The sequence below is a fragment of the Hymenobacter arizonensis genome, from assembly GCF_900115775.1.
GTDB classification, from domain to species: domain Bacteria; phylum Bacteroidota; class Bacteroidia; order Cytophagales; family Hymenobacteraceae; genus Hymenobacter; species Hymenobacter arizonensis.
Genome location: NZ_FOXS01000001.1, coordinates 18,726 through 42,722, shown reverse-complemented (window position 1 = coordinate 42,722; position 23,997 = coordinate 18,726). Strand labels below are relative to the sequence as shown.

General features: G+C 59.4%; 20 protein-coding genes. 9 read left to right on the top strand and 11 right to left on the bottom strand.

The window, feature by feature from the left end; translation table 11 throughout:
- The first annotated feature begins 97 nt into the window (after window positions 1-97).
- From BMZ66_RS00180 to trpS, 7 genes are all read left to right on the top strand, one after another.
- Window positions 98-1,936, top strand: coding sequence for a glycosyltransferase (locus BMZ66_RS00180; protein WP_092667993.1), 1,839 nt, complete (start codon window positions 98-100; stop codon window positions 1,934-1,936).
- 40 nt (window positions 1,937-1,976) lie between these two features.
- The gene (locus BMZ66_RS00175; protein WP_143079987.1) at window positions 1,977-2,720 is read left to right on the top strand and encodes a hypothetical protein; all 744 of its coding nucleotides are present in this window, start codon (window positions 1,977-1,979) and stop codon (window positions 2,718-2,720) included.
- A gap of 114 nt (window positions 2,721-2,834) precedes the next feature.
- Complete coding sequence (locus BMZ66_RS00170; RefSeq protein WP_214606933.1) at window positions 2,835-3,674, top strand: DUF4198 domain-containing protein; 840 nt, start codon at window positions 2,835-2,837, stop codon at window positions 3,672-3,674.
- A gap of 70 nt (window positions 3,675-3,744) precedes the next feature.
- Window positions 3,745-4,119, top strand: a complete 375-nt coding sequence (locus tag BMZ66_RS00165) for an STAS domain-containing protein (protein WP_046246220.1) — start codon at window positions 3,745-3,747, stop codon at window positions 4,117-4,119.
- Window positions 4,120-4,291: 172 nt separating this feature from the next.
- Window positions 4,292-5,203 carry a ribonuclease Z gene (locus BMZ66_RS00160; protein ID WP_092667990.1) on the top strand — a complete coding sequence of 304 codons (912 nt, stop codon included), beginning with the start codon at window positions 4,292-4,294 and terminating at the stop codon, window positions 5,201-5,203.
- 104 nt (window positions 5,204-5,307) lie between these two features.
- Window positions 5,308-6,054 carry a queuosine precursor transporter gene (locus tag BMZ66_RS00155; RefSeq protein ID WP_092667989.1) on the top strand — a complete coding sequence of 249 codons (747 nt, stop codon included), beginning with the start codon at window positions 5,308-5,310 and terminating at the stop codon, window positions 6,052-6,054.
- Window positions 6,055-6,296: 242 nt separating this feature from the next.
- Complete coding sequence (trpS, locus tag BMZ66_RS00150; RefSeq protein WP_092667988.1) at window positions 6,297-7,271, top strand: tryptophan--tRNA ligase; 975 nt, start codon at window positions 6,297-6,299, stop codon at window positions 7,269-7,271.
- Window positions 7,272-7,453: 182 nt separating this feature from the next.
- Here the strand turns inward: trpS and BMZ66_RS25915 are convergent, their stop codons facing one another.
- The 5 genes from BMZ66_RS25915 to BMZ66_RS00125 all read right to left on the bottom strand — a co-directional run bounded on the left by BMZ66_RS25915 (window position 7,454) and on the right by BMZ66_RS00125 (window position 11,883).
- On the bottom strand, window positions 7,454-8,458 hold the full coding sequence (locus tag BMZ66_RS25915; protein WP_234794922.1) for a hypothetical protein: 1,005 nt from the start codon (window positions 8,456-8,458) through the stop codon (window positions 7,454-7,456).
- Window positions 8,459-8,521: 63 nt separating this feature from the next.
- The gene (locus tag BMZ66_RS00140) at window positions 8,522-9,667 is read right to left on the bottom strand and encodes a CaiB/BaiF CoA transferase family protein (RefSeq protein WP_092667987.1); all 1,146 of its coding nucleotides are present in this window, start codon (window positions 9,665-9,667) and stop codon (window positions 8,522-8,524) included.
- A gap of 210 nt (window positions 9,668-9,877) precedes the next feature.
- Entirely contained in the window at window positions 9,878-10,567 is a 690-nt protein-coding gene (locus BMZ66_RS00135; RefSeq protein ID WP_092667986.1) for an ATP-binding cassette domain-containing protein, read from the bottom strand.
- A 196-nt stretch (window positions 10,568-10,763) separates the two neighbouring features.
- Window positions 10,764-11,102: a hypothetical protein gene (locus BMZ66_RS00130; protein WP_143079986.1), complete on the bottom strand. Its 339-nt coding sequence runs from the start codon at window positions 11,100-11,102 to the stop codon at window positions 10,764-10,766.
- A gap of 46 nt (window positions 11,103-11,148) precedes the next feature.
- Entirely contained in the window at window positions 11,149-11,883 is a 735-nt protein-coding gene (locus tag BMZ66_RS00125; RefSeq protein ID WP_092667984.1) for a class I SAM-dependent methyltransferase, read from the bottom strand.
- 246 nt (window positions 11,884-12,129) lie between these two features.
- On the opposite strand from BMZ66_RS00125, the gene BMZ66_RS00120 reads away from it, so the two are divergent.
- The gene (locus tag BMZ66_RS00120) at window positions 12,130-13,836 is read left to right on the top strand and encodes a DEAD/DEAH box helicase (RefSeq protein WP_177204613.1); all 1,707 of its coding nucleotides are present in this window, start codon (window positions 12,130-12,132) and stop codon (window positions 13,834-13,836) included.
- An 80-nt stretch (window positions 13,837-13,916) separates the two neighbouring features.
- Here the strand turns inward: BMZ66_RS00120 and BMZ66_RS00115 are convergent, their stop codons facing one another.
- From BMZ66_RS00115 to BMZ66_RS00090, 6 genes are all read right to left on the bottom strand, one after another.
- A complete protein-coding gene (locus BMZ66_RS00115) occupies window positions 13,917-14,300 on the bottom strand; it encodes a hypothetical protein (protein ID WP_143079985.1) in 384 nt (127 codons plus the stop codon).
- 131 nt (window positions 14,301-14,431) lie between these two features.
- Window positions 14,432-15,328, bottom strand: coding sequence for a 1,4-dihydroxy-2-naphthoate polyprenyltransferase (locus BMZ66_RS00110; RefSeq protein WP_092667981.1), 897 nt, complete (start codon window positions 15,326-15,328; stop codon window positions 14,432-14,434).
- A 239-nt stretch (window positions 15,329-15,567) separates the two neighbouring features.
- Window positions 15,568-16,152, bottom strand: a complete 585-nt coding sequence (locus BMZ66_RS00105; protein ID WP_092667980.1) for a glutathione peroxidase — start codon at window positions 16,150-16,152, stop codon at window positions 15,568-15,570.
- A gap of 73 nt (window positions 16,153-16,225) precedes the next feature.
- Window positions 16,226-16,807, bottom strand: a complete 582-nt coding sequence (locus BMZ66_RS00100) for an LOG family protein (RefSeq protein ID WP_092667979.1) — start codon at window positions 16,805-16,807, stop codon at window positions 16,226-16,228.
- A 132-nt stretch (window positions 16,808-16,939) separates the two neighbouring features.
- A complete protein-coding gene (argS, locus tag BMZ66_RS00095; RefSeq protein WP_092667978.1) occupies window positions 16,940-18,736 on the bottom strand; it encodes an arginine--tRNA ligase in 1,797 nt (598 codons plus the stop codon).
- Between the two features lie 191 nt (window positions 18,737-18,927).
- Complete coding sequence (locus BMZ66_RS00090) at window positions 18,928-22,494, bottom strand: PAS domain S-box protein (protein ID WP_177204527.1); 3,567 nt, start codon at window positions 22,492-22,494, stop codon at window positions 18,928-18,930.
- A 323-nt stretch (window positions 22,495-22,817) separates the two neighbouring features.
- Between BMZ66_RS00090 and BMZ66_RS00085 the strand changes: the two genes are divergently transcribed.
- Window positions 22,818-23,984, top strand: coding sequence for an alpha/beta hydrolase family protein (locus BMZ66_RS00085; protein ID WP_234794921.1), 1,167 nt, complete (start codon window positions 22,818-22,820; stop codon window positions 23,982-23,984).
- The last annotated feature ends 13 nt before the right edge of the window (window positions 23,985-23,997 follow it).

Genomic DNA, 23,997 nt, shown 5'->3' with positions numbered 1-23,997 from the left:
CCAAAGGCCGAAAAAAATCGTTTGCAATGGCATCTAAGCGCTGATAAGCTTTACCTTTCGCCGCGTTCCCTTCTCTGTCATTTCGCCTCCTTCCTCTATGCAGCCTACGCCTCACGCCCCAGATGCCCTGTTTCCCGACGCTTTATTAGTAGAGGTGGCCTGGGAAGTCTGCAACCAGGTTGGCGGCATCTACACCGTTATCCGCTCCAAGGTGCCGGCCACCGTGCCCGCCTGGGGCGACCGGTATTGCCTGCTGGGCCCCTACTTCCCCAACCAGGCACAGGGCGAGTTTGAGCCGCTTGATGACTTGGCCATCCACACCGCTTCCGACCCGTTTGGCGCGGCCGTGCGCACCATGCGCGCGCAGGGCTTCGACGTGCAAATCGGCACCTGGCTCGTGACCGGCCGCCCTCGCACCGTGCTCATCAATCCGTTTCAGGCCTACAGCCAATTGGGCCAGCTCAAGTCCGACCTGTGGCAGCGCCACGGCATTCCGGCGCCCGACAACGACGACCTACTGCACCAGGTAATTGCCTTCGGGCACCTGACCACCATCTTCTTTCAGCACGTGGCCGCGCAGTTAGAAGCCCAACAGCGGCTGCTGGGGCACTTCCACGAGTGGATGACCGGCGTGGCCATTCCCGAGCTGCGGCGCCTGCAGGTTCCGGCTCATTTGCTGTTCACCACCCACGCCACCCTGCTCGGCCGCTACCTGGCCATGAACGACGCCAGCTTCTACGACCACCTCATGTGGGTAAACTGGGAAGCCGAGGCCAAGAAATTCAACATCGAGCCGGCCGTGCGCATGGAGCGCGCCGCTGCCCACGGCAGCCACGTCTTCACCACGGTGAGCGAACTCACGGTGCGCGAGTGCATCTATTTATTGGATAGGATTCCGGATGCGGTGCTGCCCAACGGCCTCAACATCGAGCGGTTTGTGGCCCTGCACGAATTCCAGAACCTGCACCAGCAGTACAAGGCCAAAATTCACGAGTTCGTGATGGCCCACTTCTTCCAGTCGTACGCCTTCGACCTGGACAAGACGCTGTATTTCTTCACCTCGGGCCGCTACGAATACCACAACAAAGGCTTCGACCTGACCCTCGAAGCCCTAGCCCGCCTCAACCACCGCCTGCAGGCCAGCGGGCTGGAGGGCCAGGTGGTAATGTTCTTCATCACCAAGCGCCCCTTCACCAGCATCAACCCACAGGTGCTGGAGCGGCGCGCCATGCTCGACGAAGTGCACGAAACCTGCCAGGCCATTGAGCGGCAGGTGGGCGAGCGGCTGTTTTACGCCGCTGCCTCCAGCCCTGACCACAAGCTGCCCGACATCACGAGCATGGTCGACGACTATTGGAAGCTACGCTACCGCCGCACCCTGCAAAGCTGGAAAACCAACGCGCTGCCCTCGGTCATCACCCACAACTTGGTGAACGACCAGGACGATGATATCCTAAACTTCATGCGCCGGGCCCAACTGCTCAACCACCGCCACGACCGGGTGAAAATGGTGTATCACCCCGATTTCGTGTCGCCGTCTTCGCCCCTGCTGGGCATGGAATACGGCCAGTTTGTGCGCGGCTGCCATCTGGGCGTGTTCCCCTCCTACTACGAGCCCTGGGGCTACACCCCGCTCGAGTGCGTGGCCCGCGGCGTGCCCGCCATCACCTCCGACCTTTCGGGCTTTGGCGACTACGTGCTCCAAACCATTCCCGACCCCGAACAGAAAGGCATTTTCGTGGTGCACCGCCAGGAAAAATCCTTTGACGAATCGGCCGAGGAGCTTTGCAACATGCTCTGGGACTTTGTGCAGCTCAACCGCCGCGAGCGCATCATGCAGCGCAACGCTGTGGAAAGCTCCGCCGAGCTCTTCGACTGGAAAAACCTGCGCGTGCACTACGACCGCGCCTATGCCCTGGCGCTGGAGCGCCGGTAAGACTAATTAATGCGCCTCGCAGTAATTACATACGCTGATTATGCAACTGTCTTTTTCGGATAAAGCCAGCGTTTTCTTCATCAACCCTTACGCTCGGCCAGCAGCATTATTTGCTTTAGTGGGGGTGATGTTGTTCTTCGCATTTCTTCCGAAAACCGACTTTCGCAGCCCCTATTTTCAGTTTGGTTCAATTGCCACAGCCTACGGCTATGTATTAGGAAAAGAGAACACCAATAACCACTATAACGACCGTCCTATTCAAGAAATAACTTACCAGTATAGTATTGGTAACGAAAAATATACATCAAGCTCTTTTTCCAGTGTCTTAGACGTAACTAAAGGCGATGAGGTGTTGATTGAATATTTAGTTAACACGCCAAATTATTCACGCATTAAAGGGTCTGATGGTGCCCCGTTTCCCCTTGAGACCATTCTATTCATTAGTTGTTTCGCGGTTATAGGGCTAGGGTGGACATACCGAAATCTTCTTCGGGCTCAGCGAATTCTGGCCATATTAGACGATACGCATGTTGTTGTAGGTGCTCGTGGACAGGCAGATAGCACCAACGAAGAAATCAATGACCGAACAGTTTATATGCTAAATTATAATTACCAAGTCAACGAACAAGATTATACGCATAGCTTTAAAACGCAACATCCTGGAGATTTTCGCGAGTTTGAGACTTTGCTTAGTAACCGCTCTCTCCCGAGTAGCGCAGTGATGGCATCTAGCTTGCCTGTAAAGATTAAAATGAAGCTTCAGGAAAAATTGCGGCTATCGTAACAGCGGCTAGCATCAGCCTATCATTAGCCTTTTTATTGTTGAATTTCAGTTTTTTACACCTATCAACTAATAAAAATGCGAAACAAAATCTACTTGGTTTCAGCAGCAGGCTGCATGCTTTTTACTACGGCATTTGCCCACGAGTGCTGGCTCGAAGCACCGCGCTTCCGCCTGCAGCCCGGCCAAACGATAAGCATCCGGCCCCTGGTTGGTGAAGATTTTAAGGGCGAACCGTGGACCAACAAGGCCGAGAAGGTGATGCGCTTGGTTCGCTACGGCCCCACCCCGACCGACTCCACTGCCCTCACCCCCGCACCCGGCTTCGCGCCCGCTGATACGTTTCGCACCACTTTCGCCTTTGCCGAGCCGGGCACCCATTTGGTGTTGCTGCGCTCCACAAATTCTTTTATCGAAATGCCCGCCGCGGAGTTCACGGCCTACCTCCGCGAAGAAGGCCTCGACTATGCCCTGAAACTGCGCCAAGAGCGTGACCAGCAGGCCCTACAGGGGCGCGAAACCTACCGCCGTTGTGCCAAAGCCTTGGTGCAAGTAGGCGATGCCGCCACCGCGCCCATGGCCACCGATAGTGCCTGCCGACGCATTTATGGCCTACCGCTGGAGCTGGTGCCGGAGCAGAACCCCTACCGTCTCGCCGCCAACAAGGCGCTGACTGTGAGGGTGTTGCGCGCTGGCAAGCCCGTGCCCGGAGCCGCGGTCCAGATATGGCAGCGCCAGGCCGGTGGCCTGCCTACCACACATTTTACGGTGCGTTCTAACCAAAACGGGCGTGTGTTGTTACGTCTGTCAGGGCCCGGCCCGTACTTGCTGGCAACGGTGAGCATGACCGAGGCCCCGCCCAAGCTGCGCGACCGCGCCGATTGGCAGTCGACCTGGGCATCCTTAACCTTTGCCGGACCTAGCGCGGTTACACGAAGGACCGCCGCAAAACATTAGCCAACTTCGCCTAAGTTTTTGGGTTTTTTCTTTACCTTCGCCGTTCTCTTACCCTCCTTGCCTACGCTGTATGAAGTACACGATTGATAAAAAAGAAAGCTACACGATAATCACCATTGAGGAAAAGAAGCTCGACACCACCGTTGCGCCCGACCTCAAATCGGAATTTGTGAAGCTTAACGCTGAAGGCATTAACAACCTGATTCTCGACCTTACTAACGTGAAATACACGGATTCGTCGGGCCTCAGCTCCATTCTTATTGCCAACCGCCTGTGCAACTCGACGGGTGGCCTGCTGGTTCTGACTGGCCTGCAAGACCACGTGCTCAAGCTCATCACCATCAGCAAGCTGGAGTCGGTACTCCACATTTTACCTACGGTGGAAGAAGGCATCGACCGGGTATTTTTGCACGCCATTGAGCGCGACCTGACGGACAAAGAATAGCTTTTTTTAGCTTCTAGCGGGTGCCTTGATGCGCCACTTGGCTGTTAGCTGTTAGCCTTCTTTCGGGAGAGCTACGGCTAGCAGCCAATTTCATTTTATCGTTGGCCTTGCAACGCATCACTTTTCCCACCAACAAAAGCTAACAGCCAGCAGCTAATAGCTAAAGCTCCTTGTGACTTTTGAGTTGAAGATTTTGGGCTCGGCCTCGGCCACTCCGGTGCTTTCCCGCCACCCCACGGCGCAAGTGCTCACGGTGGGTGCCAGCAACTATTTAATTGATTGCGGCGAAGGCACTCAGTGGCGAATGCTGGAGCACCGCGTGCGGCCGCACCACCTGCGGGCCATCTTCATCTCGCACCTGCACGGCGACCACTACTTTGGGCTGTTTGGCCTGCTGGGCACCATGCACCTGCAGGGCCGCACCCAGCCGCTGCACATTCTGGGGCCTGCTGGGCTCGATGAGGTGCTGTGCACCCAGACTCGGGTTTCGAATATGCAGTTGGGGTTTGCCATGGATTTTACGGTGGTCGACACCGAAGCCCACGCCGTGGTGTATGAAGACGAGCTGATTACAGTGTCGTCGCTGCCCATGCGCCACCGCATTCCCTGCGCCGGCTACCTCTTTGCCGAAAAGCCCCGCCGCGCCAACCTCCTCAAAGACAAATTGCCCGCCGGCCTGCGCCCCGACCAGCTCGCCCGCCTGGCTCACGGCGAAGACCTGCCCGCCGACAGCGAACAGGCCGGCCTCCGCCACGCCGATGTAGCTGGCCTGCCGCCAGTGCCGCGCCGCTACGCCTTCTTCTCCGACACGCTCTACACCCCTGCCTTGGCCGACCTCATTCGCGGGGCCGACCTGCTCTACCACGAAGCCACCTTCCTGGAAGACCTCAAGGAGCGCGCCGCCCAAACCCACCACAGCACCGCCCGCCAGGCTGCTCAGCTCGCCCACGATGCGGAGGTCAAACACCTGTTGCTGGGCCACTTCTCGGGGCGCTACAAGGCCCTGGAGCCGCTGCTGCACGAAGCCCACGAGGTGTTTCCGGCTACTGCGCTGGCCACCGAGGGGCTGGTTGTAAGTTTGTAGACTGCTTTTAGCTCGCGCGTTGTTGGGACTTGGCAACAACAATTTTCGGCCGAGCTGTCTTACCACACCAACGACTCTTTCTTCTCTACAGCCGGAGTTTCTGCATGCCCACCTACGCTCACAAAAAACAGCAGCTCTACCTGGTTCTCAGCGGCATCTTCATCGTGAATGCGCTGCTGGCAGAAATTATCGGGGTTAAGATTTTCTCGGCCGACAAGCTCATGGGGCTGCCCGGCAACCTCACGGCGGGCGTACTTATCTGGCCAGTGGTTTTTGTAACTACCGACATCATCAACGAATATTTTGGCAAAGCGGGCGTGTTGCGGATAAGCTACCTCACGGTGGCGCTTATCCTGTTTGCCTTCGGCATCATTTTCCTAACCACGACGCTGCCGCCCGCCGATTTCTGGCTTGCGGTGAACAAGACCGATGACCTTGGAAGGCCCTTTGACATCGAATACGCCTACGACAGTATTTTCCGGCAGGGACTGGGCATAATCACCGGCTCCATCGTGGCGTTTGGCATTGGCCAGGTGCTCGATGCTTCGGTGTTTGCCGCCATTCGCAAAGCCACGGGCGGGCGCTTTGTGTGGCTGCGCGCCACGGGTTCTACGCTGATTTCTCAGCTGGTCGATTCCTTCGTGGTGCTGTATGTCGCCTTTTACCTATTCGGCAACTGGTCGATGGAACAGGTACTGAGCGTGGCCAACACCAACTACTGGTACAAATTTGCGATGGCTATTCTGTTGACGCCAGTTATCTACCTAGCCCATTATCTCATCGACAAATATTTGGGCCAGGAAGAAAGTGCCGAGCTTCAGCAGGAGGCCGTGGCGGATGTGAGCGTGTAGCGTTTTACCTTCACTCCATGCGCCTTTTTGCCCTCCTGATAGTGTTGGCCTAACCGGTCTGATGGCATCCACTTTCAGCAGGCGGCGCTACCTTTTTTCAGTAGCAGAGCCGACCTTACTCATTTACTGAAAACGGAAGCTATCAATCTCCAATCACTGCGTGGCGCCGTTTACGCGCTCAACAACAACTTGCCATTTCCTTTGCCGCCAGCGCCTAGCCGGTAAATCCAATTTCTTTTTTTATGTCCCGCATTCTTACTGGCATTCAAAGCACTGGCCGCCCCCATTTGGGCAACCTGCTTGGCGCCATCCTCCCGGCCATCGAGCTGTCGAAAAGCCCGGCCAACGACTCCCTGTATTTCATTGCTGACCTGCACTCGCTTACCACCGTGCGCGACCCAGAACTGTTGCGGGCCAACACCTACGCCGTGGCCGCCGCGTGGCTGGCCTGCGGTTTCGATACCGAGAAAAACCTGTTCTACCGGCAGTCCGACGTGCCGCAGGTAACCGAGCTGACCTGGTACCTGAGCTGCTTCACGCCTTTCCCGATGCTGGCCAACGCCCACTCGTTCAAAGACAAGTCGGACCGGCTGTCGGACGTGAATGCGGGCCTCTTCACTTATCCGGTGCTCATGGCCGCCGACATTCTGCTCTACGATGCCGAAATCGTGCCCGTGGGCAAAGACCAGATTCAGCACCTGGAAATAGCTCGCGACATTGCCGCCGCCTTCAACGCACGCTACGGCGAGACGCTGGTGCTGCCCCAGGCCCGCGTCGATGCCCAGCTCATGACCATCCCCGGCCTCGACGGCCAGAAGATGAGCAAGAGCTACGGCAACATCATCGACGTATTTGCGCCGGAAAAAGAGCTCCTGAAAACCGTCAAGAGCATCGTATCGGACAGCACGCCGCTGGAAGTCCCCAAAAACCCCGACACCGATACCACCTTCAAGCTCTATTCCTTGCTGGCTACCACCGAGGAAACGGCCACCCTACGCGCTAACTACGAGGCCGGCGGCTACGGCTACGGCCACGCCAAAAAGGAGCTGTACGAGCTGATTTTGCGCCGCTTCGCCACAGAGCGTGAGCAGTTCACCTTCTTCATGAACAACCTACCCGAACTGGACGCCCAGTTGGCGATTGGGGCCCGGCGTGCCCAGGAATACGGCGCGGGCGTACTGGCCAAAGTGCGGCAAAAGGTAGGCTATGGTTTCTGAACCACGGATTTATCGGATTCAACGGATTGGTCGGATTTCGAGGACGATTGCAAAAACAAAGAAGGCCACTCAGATGAGTGGCCTTTTTCTGTTAACCGGCAGTCAAATCACAAACGAATTTTTGACTAATCGTAATCGTCCTCGAAATCCGCCTAATCCGTTGAATCCGATAAATCCGCGGTTCAGATGGCTTGCTGCGCCGAGAAGCTGAAACCGACTTTACTTCCGCGGCTCACCTGCTGGTTTTCCAGTTTCTGCTTCACGCTGATGCGTTGAATCTCGGGCAGCGGCGGCGCAATCAGGTCGTTATTCACGGCGGCAATCATGGCGCTTTCCACGAACAGGCGCATGGCGTCGGTAGTGATTTTGTTGTCCGACATGTCGTTGTTGGGCAGTTCGAGCTGCTGCACGCCTTCGAGGTAGTAGTGGTTGTCGATGTTGACGAGCAGGCGACCGACCAGGTAACCGGGGTCGTTGAGACGCTGATACTTAATGCTGTCGGCCATGAAGTTATAGGCCATGATGTGGCCGAAGAAACGACGCCGAAAATCTTCGTTCACGTAGGTGCTGCTCATGGGGCCGTAATCGTCGGCGAAGGTCACCACGTTGGAGTGCATGACGAACACCAGCAAGTCGCCCGAAAACTTGATGTGATACTCCATCTCGTTGATGGGACGGTACTCAATCACCACGCTCGCATCGAGGGAGGTGAGCTTGCGAGCCAGCTCTACCACCAGTTCCTGCGTCACGAGGCGCAGGCAGTCGAAGGCCGCTTGCGTGTTGCGAAAAATGGCTTGCTTGGCGGTTGATTTCTGCTTGAGGCCCTCGAATATCTGGTCGAGGCGGTCGGCAGGGGCCGCGGTGGGCGAGCCAGCTTCGGCGGTGGGGAGGTTGTCGGTGGCCGTGGCGCCGGTGTGGCCTTCATCGAGGACTACGCCGGGCTCAGCACCCTTCTTTGACTTGCGTGCTTTAGATGGCTTGTTGGCCGGGGCCGGGGCTTCTACTAGGTTGGAAGCTCCGCTGCCAGCCACTTCGGCAGAGGTAAACAGCTCGGGCTCGGCGTTGGGATTGGTGGTTGATTTGGCCATGCGATGGAGATGGTGCAGCGTCCCGAACAACAGACGCGCGAAGGGATACAGCGAAGGTAAGCAGAACAGGAAATACCGTTCGGTTTGGTTGTTTTGCACCAGGAGGTACGATAAAAAGCAGGGCCTTAGTTGCAAAAACCATCACCGGGCAATGGCTTAGTTTTACTTGTGGGGCAGCTTACTCAGTGTGGACGGGGCACTTAGCTCAGTGGCTACCTCCCACCCCGAGCTATGGAATGCTACCGTGCGCAGGCCCGCCCTCACGCCCGCAGCCCCGGGCAGTAGCATGGCCGCGGCCGATGGATGGGCCAGGGCCTCTCCTACCGTGCGCACGGCACCGGCCGGCACGGCTCGCCGCTCAAGCTCGGCCAGCAGCTCGTCGCCGTTTGTGGCAGCAATGCAGTCGGTAAGCAGGCGTTCCAGTTCGGCGCGGTGCGCTACCCGGGTGGCGTTGGTAGCGAAGCGGTTATCCGTTGCCCACTGCGCTTGGTGCAGAGCAACACAAAGCTGACGGAACTGCCCATCGGACCCCACGGCCAACACGAGCTGGCGGCCGTTGGCCGAGCCATACACCGTGCCATAGGGAACGATACTGGGGTGGCCGGAACCCATGGGCCTGGGGTCGTGCCCCGTCACGAGGAAGGTGGCGGCCTGGTTGGCGAGGGCCGCCAGCGCGCTGTCTAGCAAGCTCACGTGCACCAATGCGCCAATGCCGGTTCGTTCCCGCTGAAACAAGGCCGTGAGCAGTCCTTCTTTCAGCTGATGCGCCGCCAGCAAATCCACCATGGCCACCGGCATCTTCTGGGCTGGCTGCCCGGGGCCGGCGGCGTTGAGGTACATGAAACCGGCCTCTGCCTGAAGCACGGCATCATACCCAGCGCGGGCGTTATCGGGGCCATAACCGGTGAGGTGGCCGTAAATGAGGCGCGGGTTATTGGCTGTTAAGCTAGCGTAGTCGGCTTTGAGCTTCTCGGCATCGCCGGGCTTGTAGCTGGCCAGCACAATGTCTGCATCGGCAGCCAGAGCTTGAAGTTTGGCTTGGCCAGCGGCAGTAGTCAGGTCCAGTACCAGCGACTGTTTGCCCCAGTTGGAGGCCGCGAAGTAGGCTGAAACTGAAGCTTCTTTAGCTGCTTCCGGCGCAGCAGTTTCGGCGGTGGTTTTCCAGGTGCGGGTGACGTCGCCGGCAGGGCTTTCTATCTTCAGCACCTCTGCTCCAAGCTCCGCGAAGAATTGCCCAACCTGTGGCCCGGCCAGCACGGAGGCGAGTTCAATGATGCGGAGGTGGGCGAAGGGTAAAGGAGAAGACATTACTGTAAGTTGAGAATAGCTGCAAAGGCGATTACTACTCGTTTCATGCTATTTGACTTATCGCAGTTGCCCGGCTAGTTGGGCAACCGTGCCCGGTAGGGACTTTGCAGTTCGCAACCCCGCGCCACTTGCAAGTTGTTCGGGTGTCGTTCAGGCACGCGAACTACAGAGTCCCTGCCGGGCACGGTCGCGCTACTGCTGAGAACTACTTTAGGACGCCAGATACCCGTAGTCGCGCAGCTGAGCCCGCGGGTTAGGGCCTAATTTTAGCAACCGGCCTTGGTGCAGCAAATAAACCACATCGCACAGGGAAAGCACTTCCTCGTAGCGAGGGTCACTCAGCAGCAGGCCTTTGCGCTGCTTGGCTTGCTGCATCTCTACGGCCAGGGTTTCGAGATGCACGGGCATGATGCCGGTAAATGGCTCGTCGAACAGCGAGAACGCAGTGCGGGCATGCAGCATCAACAGCACTTGCAGCAGCCGGGCCGTGCCGCCCGATAACTCGCTGGGACAGGCGTCGAAGTGGGTTCGTAACTCAGGAAAGTTGGCTGTGGCCTGGGCGAGGTCGACCCGCAAGAGCCGGGCAGATTTCCGCAAAGACAAGTTTGCCGGCAGCATGGGCACCTGCGGAAGGTAGTTGAGCAGGCCCGGGATTCGAAAAGCCGGAACCGTGCGTTTGCCGTCGACCCGCACCGAGGCATCGGCCACGGTGCGAGCGCCAAAAACCGTTTGCAGCAGCGACGACTTGCCACAGCCGTTGCGCCCCAATAGCCCCACAATTTGCCCGGTTTGCACTCGAAGGTAAATGTCGGTCAGAACTTCGCGCGAGCCGAACGATAAACGAATGCCATCGGCCTCCAGCACGTGAGTCGCTTTGGGACCGGCTAGTTTCTGCAGCATCTTAGAGGTTGTTTGATTTAATTTTGATGGCTCTGATGGCGCGGGGCTGTGCCCCGCGCCGCTCACTAGCGGGCCTCTGGCCCGCGCAAGTTGGGGGGTGTCAGGAGGTCTTATTCAACGACCACAGACCAGAGGCCTGCTAGTAGCCCGTCACGGGGCACCGCCCCGCGCCATCAGAATTAACTTAAACAGCTTCTTAGGAATATAGAACCGTTACGGCTCGCGCCAGGGCTAGGAAGACCAACGTATCCAGCACGCCCACGCCAGCCCATAAACGGCGGCGACCCATACCCAAATAATTATAGTAGAACCAGTACTGATGCGGGCGCGTCCGTTCGGTCAAATACCAGACCACCGGCCCGGTCAGCAGCTTCAGCAGCACCAGCCGGGGCAACAGCACGCCGATGGCCTGCCCCTCGTGCAGCAGGGGCAACAGCGCAACGCCCAGCAGCAAGACGCTAATACCCAACGTAAACGGCGCGATGCCGCGGTAAAACAACAGCACGGCCCGCATCCAGGTAAACAAAGGCGTCATCAAGGTTGGGGAATGGTACGGCGTCAACGGACTTTCGCGCCGATTATTACAGTTTCCCACTGCGTGCAAACACTGGAAACACGACCTTCCGCTCGCCGGGACCCCAACGCTGCGTCAACTCCGCAGCAATTAGTTCAACGGCATCTTCGCTTGTTTCATGCTGGTACTTAACTACGCTCGACCACGTGCGCAGGTACTGCAAGAACCACTCAGCCGACCACTGCCGCTGCACCGAAAAACGCGCTCGCTGCACCTCGGCAAATGGGAAGGGAATGCGCGCGTACTCGTCGTCGATATGCCAGCGGTTGACGTCCCAATACTGCCCCATCACTTCATCGTGAAAATACCGAATGAGCCGGTCAATTTCTGGGCTGACTTGCACCAAGCCGTAGCCCCACTCGGCCAGCAAAGCCCCGGCGCGGGCCACCCGGCGCACCTCGGCGTGGTAAGCAGTTGCGTCGAACCAGTGCACGGCCTGCGCCACGGTAATGAGGTCGAAGCGTTGGTTGGGGAAAGGGGTCTGCTCGGCGCGAGCGGTTTGGTAATGAAGGTTGGCACGTGGAGTGGCTTGCGCCAGCTGCTTTTCGCTGAGGTCCGTGGCATCGACCCGAACAAAATGGTCGGCTAGCACCACAGCTACCTGGCCGTTGCCAGTGGCGCAGTCCCAGGCCCGTTCCCGGCCTATCACCTGGGGCAGCAGCCAGGCGTAGAACTCAGCAGGATAATCGATGCGGTAGCGGGCATAGTCGGCAGCCTGCGTGGAAAAACGGTCGAGGGACATGAGGCGCGGGGCAACCAAGCATTGTCTTGGCGTGTTGCAAGAACGAGATTCTTTGGACTTACGCACTAGCTTGCCTGGTGCGGCCTCCGTTTTACTATGGTTGGGGTTCCATCGTATCTTTACTCCAAATCAAGCGGTTCGCTGGCCCGGCATCACGGTCAGCCCAATATTTCACTACAAACAAGCTGAACCTTGACGTTTCACGAATTTAAGCTTCACGACGACCTGTTGGCCGGCGTAGATGCCATGAACTACCAGCAGGCCACCCCCATTCAGGAGCAGGCCATCCCCAAAATCATCGACGGTAAAGACCTCATTGCCTGCGCCCAAACCGGCACCGGCAAAACCGCCGCTTACCTCCTGCCGCTGCTCGACAAGATTTCGCACGCCAAGCACGGCCACACCACCACCCTCATTCTGGTGCCCACCCGCGAGCTGGCCACCCAGATTGACGAGCAAGTGATGGGCTTCGGCTACTATGTCGAAGCTAGCAGCATTGCCATTTACGGCGGTGGCAAGTCGGAGAACTGGGAGCAGCAAAAGCGCGCCCTCACTTCCGGTGCCGATATCATCATTGCCACCCCCGGCCGCCTCATTGCCCACCTGCAAATGGGCTACGTGAAGTTCGACCAAATCAAGTACCTGGTGCTTGACGAGGCCGACAAGATGATGGACATGGGTTTCAGCGATGACATCCTGAACATTGTACGCCAGCTGCCCAAGGAGCGGCAGACGCTGCTGTTCTCGGCTACCATGCCCAGCAAAATCCGCGACTTCTCCCAGCAGATTCTCAAGAACCCTGAGGAGATTCGCCTGGCCGTGTCCAAGCCCGCCGCCGGCATCGACCAGCAGCTCTACATGGCCTTCGACCGCCAGAAAATCTACGTGCTCGAGCACATCATCAAAACCCAGGAAGTGCAGAGCATGGTGCTCTTCACCAGCCAGAAGGCAGCGGTGGGCGGCATTGTAAAAGCCATCAATAAGCTGGGTTACGAGGCCCGGGGCATCAGCTCCGACCGCACCCAGGAAGAGCGCGAGGAAATCATGCGCGCCTTCAAAAACAAGCAGTTCCCCATCCTGGTAGCCACCGACGTCCTCAGCCGCGGCATCGACATCGACTCGCTGAGCCACGTGGTGAACTACGACATCCCCCGCGCTGCCGAGGACTATGTACACCGAATAGGTCGTACCGCCAGAGCCGCTACCAAAGGCACCGCCATCACCTTCATCTCCGACCAGGACCAGGACCGGGTGGTGAAGATTGAAAAGCTCATCGAGCGCGACCTCGAGAAGCGCAGCATCACCGAAGAGCTGGGCCTGGGCCCAGCTCCAGAGTTCGACCCTAAGCGCTTTGCTGGCCTGGGTGGTAAGATTGGCGGCCGTCCGGCCCGCGGCGGCCACGGTGGCAGCGGCGGCGGCTCTCGCGAAGGCGGCCCGCGCCGCGAAGGTGGCAAAGGCCGCGATGGTGGCCGCGACCGCGACGGAGCCCGTCCGCCCCGCCGCGACGCCCCCGACCCCAAAGACCCCAAGCACATCGAGCGCATGGCCAACGCCAAGAACGCCCTCGCGGCGCTTGATGCCGGAACGGCCCCCACCGTGCCTTACCAGCGCCCGCCCCGTGAGCCCCGGCCCGAAGGCGAAGCCCGCCCCGAGCGCCGCCCGCGCCCTGAGGGTGAACCGAAGGACGGGGCCAGCCAAAGCCGCCCCCCACGTGAGCCCCGCGCTCCACGCCCGGAAGGTGAGCCCCGCCCGCCCCGGGAGCCACGCCCGGAAGGGGAAGCCCGTGCCCCTCGCCCGCCCCGTGAGCCTCGGGCCGAAGGTGAGTCGCAGGAGCCACGGACTGAAGGCGAACGCCGCCGGAGCCGCGGCGGCCGCAACCGCAAGCGCGGTCCCAAGCCAGAAGGCAGCAGCGAAGTTGCTACGCCAGCAGCGCCTAATCCTGCTGCTGAATAGATAACCAGCGTCAACAAAAAAGCCCCGTTTGCATAAACGGGGCTTTTTTGTTGACGCTGGTTTAGTCAAGGACAAGGTGCTTACTTTTTTATCGAGCGCACCAGCCCCTTCATAAACTGGAAACCCCCAAAAATAATCGCACCCCAAGTCATGAAGTATGAGCCTCCTTCTGACGCCATGGAGTAGGTAACACCCGTGACGAGCAATCCGCCCCCCAGCCAAAGCCCGCCGTGCAGCATGTCTTTGCGAGCGGCTTCCCGGTACACCTTCTGGTATTCGGGCCGCAGTTCGCTCACTACGGTTTCAGCAACCTCCTTGGTCACCCCTTGCTCTTCGAGATAGAAATGAATTTGGGCGTCTGACTTGCCGGCTTGCATTTGCTGCGCGGCTAATTGGAACAACTGGTCAACTGCCTGCTCCTGCTCACTTTGTTGTGGCTGTAATAAGTCCTGGGTGATTTCCATTGTGATAGAGTGTAAAGAGTTGTCGCTTGATAAATTTAAGTATGTGAATTTTGCTGTTAAGCTACACATAATCCATTTCATCAGCAAATGCTCCGCGCATCACACACCAAAATAAACACCTCAACCCAATGCTATCCTAACACCTGCCCCACGCCAAATAAAACCGTAAAAACCAGCGTACTGAGTGCCATTTGCTTAAGCAGTGGGTCAATCTGCATGGACTCCTGCCGCTGCCACACCTGAATGGCGTTAAAAGCAAAAAGCGGGATGGCCAGTGCAAATAGCCACTGCCAGGGCGAGCGGTACGTGAGAGCCACAAACACCGTGGCGCAGCCCACTCCCAGCACCAGCAGCAGCCAGTGGTAGCGCCGGGCATGCGCGGGCCCCAGCCGTACAGGAATCGTGATTTTACCCGCGAGCACATCGGAGTTGATGTCGCGAATGTTGTTCACATTGAGCACTGCGGTGGCGAAGCAACCCAGCGCCGCAGCCGGCAGCAAGGTTGCCAAAGGAAGCGTGCGCGCCTGTAGAAAATAAGTGCCGCACACGCCCACCAGGCCAAAGAAGATGAACACCGATATGTCTCCCAAACCCGCGTAGCCATACGGCTTAGAACCAGCGGTGTAGTTCACGGCCGCCCAGATAGCAGCCAGCCCCAGGGCCAAAAAGCCCAGGAACAGACCCAGCCCCGCCGCGCCCAGCGCCACCCACAGCAGCGCAAGGCCGCTGAGCAGTGACAACGCCCCGCAAATCACCATACCGCGCTTCATCTGGGCGGGCGATATGGCGCCGCTCTGCACGGCGCGCTGCGGGCCTTGGCGATGCACGCTGTCGGCCCCGTTTTGCGAGTCGCCGTAGTCGTTGGCGAGGTTGCTGAGCACTTGCAACAGGATGGTGGTGAGCGCGGCCAGCGCCACTACCAAACCATTGAACTGCCCGGCCGCGGCCGCCAGAAAGCCGCCCGTGAGAATGCTGGCCAGCGCCAGTGGCAGCGTGCGAGGACGAAATGCAGAAATCCAGGGCGACATATTTTGTTTGTAGTGGTGTGCAACAAGAACGTCATACCGAGCGGAGCGAAGCAATTCTACCGCACGATTTTACTCAATCGGTCGTCATGCTGACGAAGGAAGCATCCCATCTTGGCTGACCAAATGGTTCGAACCAGATAAGATGCTTCCTTCAGCATAACAGACGGAACAGGCGAAGCGGTAACGATGCGTTGGCTTCGCACAGCATGACGTGCTTTCTACTTCGACAGCAGGGAAAACTACTTCAGGATATCCGCGATCAACTCGGGGTTAAGAGGCTTTACATCAGACTTGTAAAACTTCGCTACACGGCCGTTTTCATCGACCAGGTACTTGCAGAAATTCCAGTTGGGGGCGCTGTCTACGGCACCGTTCTGTTTCTTGTCGGCCAGGAATTTGAAGAGGGGCGCCGTGTCGGCACCACTCACCGACACCTTGCTGAACAAGGGGAAGGTGACACCATAGTTCTTCTCGCAGAAGGTGGAAATCTGGGCTTCGGTACCGGGCTCCTGGCCGCCGAAGTTGTTGGCCGGGAAGCCCAGCACGGTCACTTTGTCGCCGTGCTTTTTGTAGAGCTCTTCCAGGTCTTTGTACTGCGGGGTATAGCCGCACTCCGAGGCCGTGTTCACAATCAGCAGCTTTTTGCCTTTGTACTGGCTCAGGCTTACGTCTTTGCCATCGATAGACTTCACGGTGAAATCGTAAACAGAGCCGGTTGCAGTTTCAGCAGAAGTGTTCATAAGAGGGGGTTGGGCTGGCTTGGCTACAAGAAACACCACCGTAGCGGCAGCGGCGACCAGCGTGAGAAGAATGATTTTTTTCATGAGAGTGATGGCAAGTCTTACCTAACGCCTGCGTAACCTGGGGCACGCCTGCTGGGTTTCGGGCCGCGGCTAATTATGTAGTGGGCACGGTGAGCCACTTCTCAAGCTGCACCGGCTGGTAAGAAGCCAGCTGAACCAGCAAGTCGGCCGGGTCGGCGGATTGCAGTAGCTGGTTGCGGTTTTCGGAGCGCAGCAGCTGGTCGTCGCGCATGCGGTCGAGGGCTAGCAGGAGGTGGTCGTAGTAGCCATCCACGTTCAGTACGGCTACTGGCTTGCGGTGCAGGCCAAGCTGGCCCCAGGTCAGGACTTCGAACAGTTCTTCGAGGGTGCCGAAGCCGCCGGGCATGGCCACGAAGGCGTCGGCGCGGTCAGCCATTAGCAGCTTGCGCTCGTGCATGCTTTTCACCACGTGCAGCTCGGTGCAGCCTAGGTGAGCCAGTTCTTTATCGGCCAGGAAATCTGGAATTACTCCCACTACCCTACCGCCATGGGCCAGCACTGCATCGGCAATGGTGCCCATCAGACCAACCCGGCCGCCGCCGTACACCAGCGTGAGGTCGTTGGCGACCATGGCCGCGCCCAGCGCTTGCGCTTGAGCTATATAGAGCGGGTTGGTTCCGGCACTGGAACCGCAGTAAACGGCAATACTTTTCATATTTTAGAACGGTGTAGAGACGCGACACTTCGCGTCTCGTCGTTGAACGATGACGTTGAATGGTTCAGACGGCGCGGTTCCAGAGACGCGAACCGAAGGTCGGCGTAGCCAAGTGCCGCGTCTCTACACCAACTACATGCGCTCGGGCACCTGCATCCCCAGCAGACCAAGCGAAACCTTAATCTGCTCGCCTACCCGCGCCGACAGCGCCACCCGCAAGCTGCGCTTGGCCACATCCGTTTCCTGGAAAATAGAAACCTCAGCGTAGAAGCGGTTATAGGCTTTGGCCAAATCGTAGGCGTACTGCGCAATCACGGCAGGCGACAAATTGCGCGCCGCGTCGGCCACTACCGTGGCGTAGCGGGCCAGCTCCTGCACCAGCTCACGCTCGGTGCCGTCGAGGCTGGCGATGCTGCTCCAATCGGCGTCTTCGCTGATGCCGAGTTCTGCAGCTTTGCGCCGGATGGCAGCAATGCGGGCGTGCGAGTACTGAATAAACGGCCCCGTGTGCCCCTCCAGGCTCACCGACTCCTCGGGGTTGAAGAGCATGCGCTTCTTGGGGTCGACTTTGAGCAGATAGTATTTCAGCGCGCCTAGGCCCAGGATGTGGTAAAGCTCCTCCAATTCAGAATCAGAGAGGCCTTCGGTCTTGCCTTTTTCGAGGGTGGCGGCTTTGGCGGCAGCTATTACGTCGCGCACCAGTTCGTCGGCGTCGACCACGGTGCCTTCGCGCGATTTCATTTTGCCCGAAGGCAGGTCCACCATGCCGTAGCTGAGGTGATGGATGGCCTCGGCGTAGGGCTTGCCCAGCTTGCGCAATGTCGCTTGCAGCACCTGCATGTGGTAGTTCTGCTCGTCGGCGATGACGTAGATGCTGGAGTCGTAACCGAAATCCTGATACTTCAATTCGGCCGTGCCCAGGTCCTGGGTAATGTAGACGCTGGTGCCGTCGGCGCGGAGCAGAAGCTTCTCGTCGAGGCCCTCGGCCTGCAGGTCGACCCACACCGAGCCGTTCTCTTTTTTAAAGAACACGCCTTTTTTCAGGCCTTCTTCTACCCGCTCCTTGCCCAGCAGGTAGGTGCCCGACTCGTAGTAAAACTTGTCGAAATCGACGCCGATGGTGCGGTAGGTTTCATCGAAGCCTTCGTACACCCAGCCGTTCATCTGGCGCCAGAGGCTCACCACGTCCTCGTCGCCAGCTTCCCAGGCTTGCAGCATCTGCTGGGCCTCGGTCATGAGCGGGGCGCTTTTCTTGGCCACGTCAGTAGCCACGCCTTCGGCTTCGAGCTGCTTGATTTCTTCGCGGTAGTGCTTCTCAAACAGCACGTAGTATTTGCCGGCGAGGTGGTCGCCCTTCATGCCAGCGCTCTGCGGCGTTTCGCCATGGCCGAAGCGCTGATAGGCAATCATCGACTTGCAGATGTGAATGCCGCGGTCGTTCACCAGGTTGGCTTTGGTGACGGTGGCGCCGGTGGCTTTCAGAATCTCGGCCACTGAGTAGCCCAGGAAGTTGTTGCGCAAGTGGCCCAGGTGCAGGGGCTTGTTGGTGTTAGGCGAGGAATACTCAACCACCACATTGCGCGGAGCGTCGGGCATGGGCACGGGGGCCTCGGCGGGCTGCGCACGCAACTGGTTGAACACCTGCAGCCATTCCGCGTCGGCGATTTCCAGGTTGAGGAAGCCCTTCACCACGTTGTAGCCGCTCACGCGGGGCTCGTTGGCTTTCAGCCACTCGCCCAGCGCCTGCCCAATTTGCTCGGGGCCTTTGCCCAGCGCCTTGGTGAGAGGAAACGTGACCAGGGTGAAGCTGCCGGCAAACTCCTTGCGCGTGGGCTGAAGCGTGAGGCTGGCGGCGGGTATTTCAACGCCAAATACTGCCGTGGCGGCAGCCTGCAAGGCGGTTTTGAGAGAGTTTTCTAGTTGTTGCACGGGGCAAAGGTACGGGCGAGGTGCGGCCGGGACTAGTGGGGCCGTGTTGGTTGTGCTTTTAGTATTTCGGCGAGCGGGCTTGCGGCTCAACCTCAGGTGTCCCGTTGGCCCTTGGAGTAGCCTTCCTCACAGGGGATGGTATCGGCGAGGCGCTCCGGTTCAGCTACTGCCGCTTACAAGTCAGGCGGCCCTTAGCTAGGCACAGGCCCGGCAGCCGTTAAATCCAGTAGCGTTTGGCAGAGGTCGTCTTCGTCGTAAGGCTTGGTGATGCAGGCATTCATGCCGGCCGCCAGATAGGCCATGCGGTCAGACTCGAAAGCATTGGCCGTCAGGGCAATTATTGGAATATTGGCACGCATCACATCGGCACTCGCTCGGACGGCGGCAGTGACTTCCACGCCGCTCAGCCCCGGCATTTTTATATCCAGAATGGCCGCATCAAACACTGTGGCGCTCAGCTCAGCCAGCGCGTCGGTGCCGTTGCTGACGGCTTTTACCTGCACGCCCCTGTTTTCCAGCACCACCACCGCAATCCACTGGTTGACGAGGTTATCCTCGGCCAGGAGCACGCGCAGCCCCCGCAGGCCCTCGTAGGAGGGAGTGGGCGCAACCAGCTGCTGCTCGGGGGTAGTGGTGGCGGGCCGGGGCAGTGTGAGCGTGAAAGAAAACGTGGTGCCTTCGTTGGGCTCGGTGCAAAGCAGCAGCATGCCCCCCATTTGGCTTACCAATTGCTGGCTGATGGCCAGGCCGAGGCCCGTGCCTCCAAAGCGGCGGCTGGTCTCGGCGCTGGCCTGCGCAAATGCTTCAAAAATGTGCCCCTGCTGCTCGGGCGCAATGCCCATGCCGGTGTCTTCTACCCACAGCCGCAGGCTAAGTTCGGCGGGCGTGTCGCGCAGAACATCGGCACCGAGCCGCACGTGCCCTTGGTCAGTGAACTTGATGGCGTTGGAGAGCAGGTTGAGCAGCACTTGGTGCAGGCGGTACGCATCGCCCATGACTCGCGGCGCCGCGGTGCGCAGGGGCTCAACTATAAGCCCCAGCCCTTTTTCTTCGGCCAGCGCGGCTACCGTTTGGCCGGCGCCCTGCAGGGCCACGGCCAGGTCGAAGGGGGCGTGGTCGAGCTGCAGGTGCTGAGTCGTAATTTTGGCCATGTCCAGCACGTCGTTGAGCAGGGACAGCAGGTGCCGGCCGGCGTGCTGCATCGTGTTCAGGTATTCGCGTTGCGACTCGGTGAGCTCTGTTTTTTGCAGCAGCGACGCCATGCCCAGCACCCCGTTGAGGGGGGTGCGGATTTCGTGGCTCATGCGAGCCAGAAAAGCCTCTTTGGCCTGGGCATTTTCCTCGGCTTCCTGCTTGGCATGCTGCAGAGCACGCTGAGCCAGCACGCCCGTGGTCACGTCGTAGCCCGAGGCCACGATGTAGGACGGATAGCCTTCTTCCATCACCTGGTAGGCGTAATACTGCAGGTAGCGCCGCTCCCCGGCGCTGGTCCACACGGTCATCAGGCGGGGTTGCTGCTGCAGGGGCTTCTGGCCTTCCAGATAGGCCTGCAGGGAGGCGTGGTGCTCGGGCGGCAGGGCGTCGTAGAGGGTGCGGCCCAGCATTTTGGCGGCCGGCATGCCCATGAGCCGCTCTATGGCGGGGTTCACTGAGAGCACGGTGCCGTTCAAATCGTGCGTGCAAATCAGCGCCTGGGAATAATACACCAAGTCGTGGTATTGCTTTTCGCGGCGCTCCAATTCCTGGCGGGCCTGCTTCACCGCCGTTATGTCGGTGGCCACGGTGAGCACGCCGAGCTGGCCATCGGCGCGCCGCAACGGCCGCTTGTGCACCTGAAAATACAGTGTTTCGCCCGTGGCCAAGGTAAACGGCAACTCCTGGGTTTGAGCCAGCTGCGTGGTGCGCACCAGCTCCGTGAGGTGCCGGGCCTGCTGCAGCTCTTTCCGCACGGTGGGGGTGGCTTCGGGCTCACTCCAATGCTGGCTGTGCGCGAGCATGGCATCAAAGGCGTGGTTTGAGAAGGAAACGCTGTTGTCGGGGTCTACTAGGTAAAGCGCATTAGGCAAGGCATCCAGAATCTGCCGAATAAAAATTTGCTGCTCCTGCAGCATCACCTGCACCTCGTGCTGCAGCTTCTCGGCCGTGTAGCGAGCCGTAATGTCGAGGCCCGACCCCACCACCAGCCGCAGCGAGCCGTCGGCATTGAACACGGGCCTCAGGTTGCGCAGTATCAGCTGCGGGCGCTGGTTGCGGCCCGTGCGCATCTCCTCCCACGTCACATCCGTCTGGGTGCGCACCGCTAGGTCAAAGTACTGCTCCCGCTTCTGGGCCAGTTCCGAGAGCTGGTGCAGCTGCCGAAACTCGAAGTATTCGACATTGGTCATGCCAATGATTTGCCGGCGCACCTCAGGGTCGGCCACCGAAGAAGGGTTGACGAACAGAAAGCGGTGCTCGGCGTCGAATATGGCCACATCAACCGGCAGCAGATTGAGAATCAACTCGTAGAATTCCTGCTGGCGGGCCATTTTTTCTTCGGCCTGCTTGCGTTCCGTTATGTCGATGCCCGAGCAGATGACCCGCAATACCCCGTTGGGGCCACGCATGGGCCGGTAGCGCAACAAACTGTATTGTGGGCCGTGCGGTCCCACGCGCGTTTCTTCCCAAGCTACTTCCCGCTGCTCGCGCAGCACCTCGGCAAACTTTTCTGCGCGGTTGCGCATCACGGCTTCCGGGCGCAGGCGGTACGCACAGGCTTCCTCGTTGGTCTTGCCTATCATCCAGGCCCGCACTATGGGGTCGGGCTCAATCACCGGGTTAAGAAACAAGTAGCGGTGCTCGGCGTCCAGCACCGACACCGCGGAGGGCACCTGCTCGAGCACGCTTTCGTAGAACGCCCGCTGCTCGGCCAGCTGCTGCTCGGCCAGTTGCCGCTCCGTAATGTTGGTGAGGTAAAGCGTGGCAAACGGCTGGCCAGCCAGAACCACCGCCGTCGACAAGTAGTGCTCCTCAGCCACAGTCAACTCCTGTTGGAGAGGCGCTTGAATTCGCAGGGCTTCGCGCACTAGGGCGAGGATGCCCGACGGCAGGTCAGCTTCTGCCGTCTCGGCGGCCAGGGCTTGCAGCAGGGGCTCGGCGGCCGGGTTTGCATACACCACGTCCCCGCCCGCCGTCAGCCGCAAAACCGGGTTGGGGTTCTGCTGCGAAATGTAGGAGAGGGTGCGCACCTGCCCTTCGCGGTAGTGGCGCTCGGTCACGTCACGATAGCAAATCAGCCGGCCCGCCTGTTGGCTATCCAGCACCAGGTAGTCCAGTTCAATTACCCGCCCATCGGACAGCATAAATTCTTCCTGCAGCACGGTCTTGCCAGCAGCGTGCACGGCACCCACCCGGGCTGTAAAGGCGGCTGGGTCCAGAAAAGCGCCTCGGATTTGAACCGCCGCGTGTGGAATTGGCGGGCCGCCCTCAGTGGGGCCGGCCACGGGCGGCAGGCCAAACAACTGCCAAAAATGCTGATTGACAAACTGAATCTGCTCGTCATTATCCACCAGCACCAGCCCTGCCCGTTGGTTTTGCACCAGGGCCGTGAGTTGAGTTTGGTGGCGCTGGGCATTGCTTGCCGCCGTGGCCAGCTCTTGTTTGAGGGCCGCTACTTCGGCCTGGGCCGCCGCCAAAGCACCTTCGGCCTGTTCGCGGCGGGCACGCTCATCGGCTAGCTGCGCTGCCCAGTCGGCATTGGAAGGAGAAGACGGCGTATTCATGGCCGGTCGCAGTGAGAATTGAAAAAGCCAGGAGGCCAGTACGGCCATACATATTGCACTAGCGGCAATGCGGCTTGTCTTCAACGGAAGCTCCACCTTAAGCAAAGAAAGCAGGTTTCGCCTGATAACCGCTCCTAGCCGCCCCTTCGGAGTGCGGTATTCTTTAGCTCGGCTATTGACTTTCTAAAGCCACTTCAACCCTGCTTCCCAACCATTGGTGCGGAACGCCTGCGCGAGGAAATGACGTTAGGCTTCTGATTATGTTCCGCTAACCCTCCTCGTACGTGTCTTTATTCCCGTCCCCGCTCCTTTCAAAATTTCACTTGGCCTGGCTGTTAGTGGCCTTATTAGGTGCCCCGGCCTGCAAAAGCAATTCCCCAGAGCCCACCACCGAAGCTCCCGCTGCCGAAGCGTCGGTCCTCACCGGCAGCACCCTCATTGGGGAGTACAGCACCTCCGTGCTGGCCGGCCGGGTGCAGGGCGTGCCCCTGGCGGGCAGCTTGGTGCGCTACCCCATCCGGGCCTACCGCCTCACCTACCGCACCAAAACGCCCGAGGGCACCGAGACCACCGCTTCGGGCGCGGTGCTGGTGCCCGTAGGCGCCGGGCAGCTGCCGGTGCTCAGCTACCAGCACGGCACCCTGGAGCCGCGCAGCGAAAGCCAGGCCCCCTCCTACTACGCCACTGGCAGCGATGTCTGGTCGGTGGTGTCGGTGCTGGCCTCAACGGGCTACGTGGTGTCCGCGCCCGACTACCTGGGCTACGGCGCCTCCAAAGACCTGCCGCACCCCTACGAGCACGCCGCTTCGCTGGCCTCTACTTCGGCTGATATGCTGCGGGCTACCCGCGAATTCTGCCAGCAGCAAAAAGTCGACGTCAACCAAAAGAATTTCCTGCTCGGCTACTCGGAAGGCGGCTACGCCACCATGGCGCTGCACAAGCTGCTGGAAGAAAAATACGCCACCACCTTGCCCGTGACCGCCAGCGCGCCCGGCGCGGGGGCTTACCACAAAACCGCCTTTGCCCGCTACATCCTGGGCGCCACGCAACCCCTCAACTTCCTCACGACCTACGTGTGGGTGTTGCGCACCTACGACCGCATCTACGCCCTCAACCGGCCCTTTTCTTTCTACTACCAAGAGCCCTACGCCACTCGCCTGCAGGCCGACCCATTTGCGCCCGTGCCCAGCCAGCAAAGCCAATTATTTGCCCCCGGCTTCCGCCAAGCCGTGCTGAACAACACCGACGCGTCCCTGGCCGCAACCCTCGCCGACAATGACATCTACGATTGGAAGCCCCGCGCCCCGCTGGCCCTCTTCCACGGCACCGCCGATGACTACGTGCCTTTCTTCAATTCGCAGGATGCTTACGATGCCATGCAGAAGCGCGGCGCCACGCAAGTAGAGCTGCGCCCCATTCCGGGCGGCAACCACTTCACGTCGGCCACGGCTTACACGCTGGGCGCCTATGCGTTTATTAGGCAGTTTTGAGGTCAACTATACG

Bases quoted from the DNA above. Each gene is read 5' to 3' on its own strand.
- BMZ66_RS00180 (WP_092667993.1), top strand. From the start codon at position 98: ATGCAGCCTACGCCTCACGCCCCAGATGCCCTGTTTCCCGACGCTTTA.
- BMZ66_RS00175 (WP_143079987.1), top strand. From the start codon at position 1,977: ATGCAACTGTCTTTTTCGGATAAAGCCAGCGTTTTCTTCATCAACCCT.
- BMZ66_RS00170 (WP_214606933.1), top strand. From the start codon at position 2,835: ATGCTTTTTACTACGGCATTTGCCCACGAGTGCTGGCTCGAAGCACCG.
- BMZ66_RS00165 (WP_046246220.1), top strand. From the start codon at position 3,745: ATGAAGTACACGATTGATAAAAAAGAAAGCTACACGATAATCACCATT.
- BMZ66_RS00155 (WP_092667989.1), top strand. From the start codon at position 5,308: ATGCCCACCTACGCTCACAAAAAACAGCAGCTCTACCTGGTTCTCAGC.
- trpS (WP_092667988.1), top strand. From the start codon at position 6,297: ATGTCCCGCATTCTTACTGGCATTCAAAGCACTGGCCGCCCCCATTTG.
- BMZ66_RS00140 (WP_092667987.1), bottom strand. From the start codon at position 9,667: ATGTCTTCTCCTTTACCCTTCGCCCACCTCCGCATCATTGAACTCGCC.
- BMZ66_RS00135 (WP_092667986.1), bottom strand. From the start codon at position 10,567: ATGCTGCAGAAACTAGCCGGTCCCAAAGCGACTCACGTGCTGGAGGCC.
- BMZ66_RS00130 (WP_143079986.1), bottom strand. From the start codon at position 11,102: ATGACGCCTTTGTTTACCTGGATGCGGGCCGTGCTGTTGTTTTACCGC.
- BMZ66_RS00125 (WP_092667984.1), bottom strand. From the start codon at position 11,883: ATGTCCCTCGACCGTTTTTCCACGCAGGCTGCCGACTATGCCCGCTAC.
- BMZ66_RS00120 (WP_177204613.1), top strand. From the start codon at position 12,130: ATGAACTACCAGCAGGCCACCCCCATTCAGGAGCAGGCCATCCCCAAA.
- BMZ66_RS00115 (WP_143079985.1), bottom strand. From the start codon at position 14,300: ATGGAAATCACCCAGGACTTATTACAGCCACAACAAAGTGAGCAGGAG.
- BMZ66_RS00110 (WP_092667981.1), bottom strand. From the start codon at position 15,328: ATGTCGCCCTGGATTTCTGCATTTCGTCCTCGCACGCTGCCACTGGCG.
- BMZ66_RS00105 (WP_092667980.1), bottom strand. From the start codon at position 16,152: ATGAAAAAAATCATTCTTCTCACGCTGGTCGCCGCTGCCGCTACGGTG.
- BMZ66_RS00100 (WP_092667979.1), bottom strand. From the start codon at position 16,807: ATGAAAAGTATTGCCGTTTACTGCGGTTCCAGTGCCGGAACCAACCCG.
- BMZ66_RS00090 (WP_177204527.1), bottom strand. From the start codon at position 22,494: ATGAATACGCCGTCTTCTCCTTCCAATGCCGACTGGGCAGCGCAGCTA.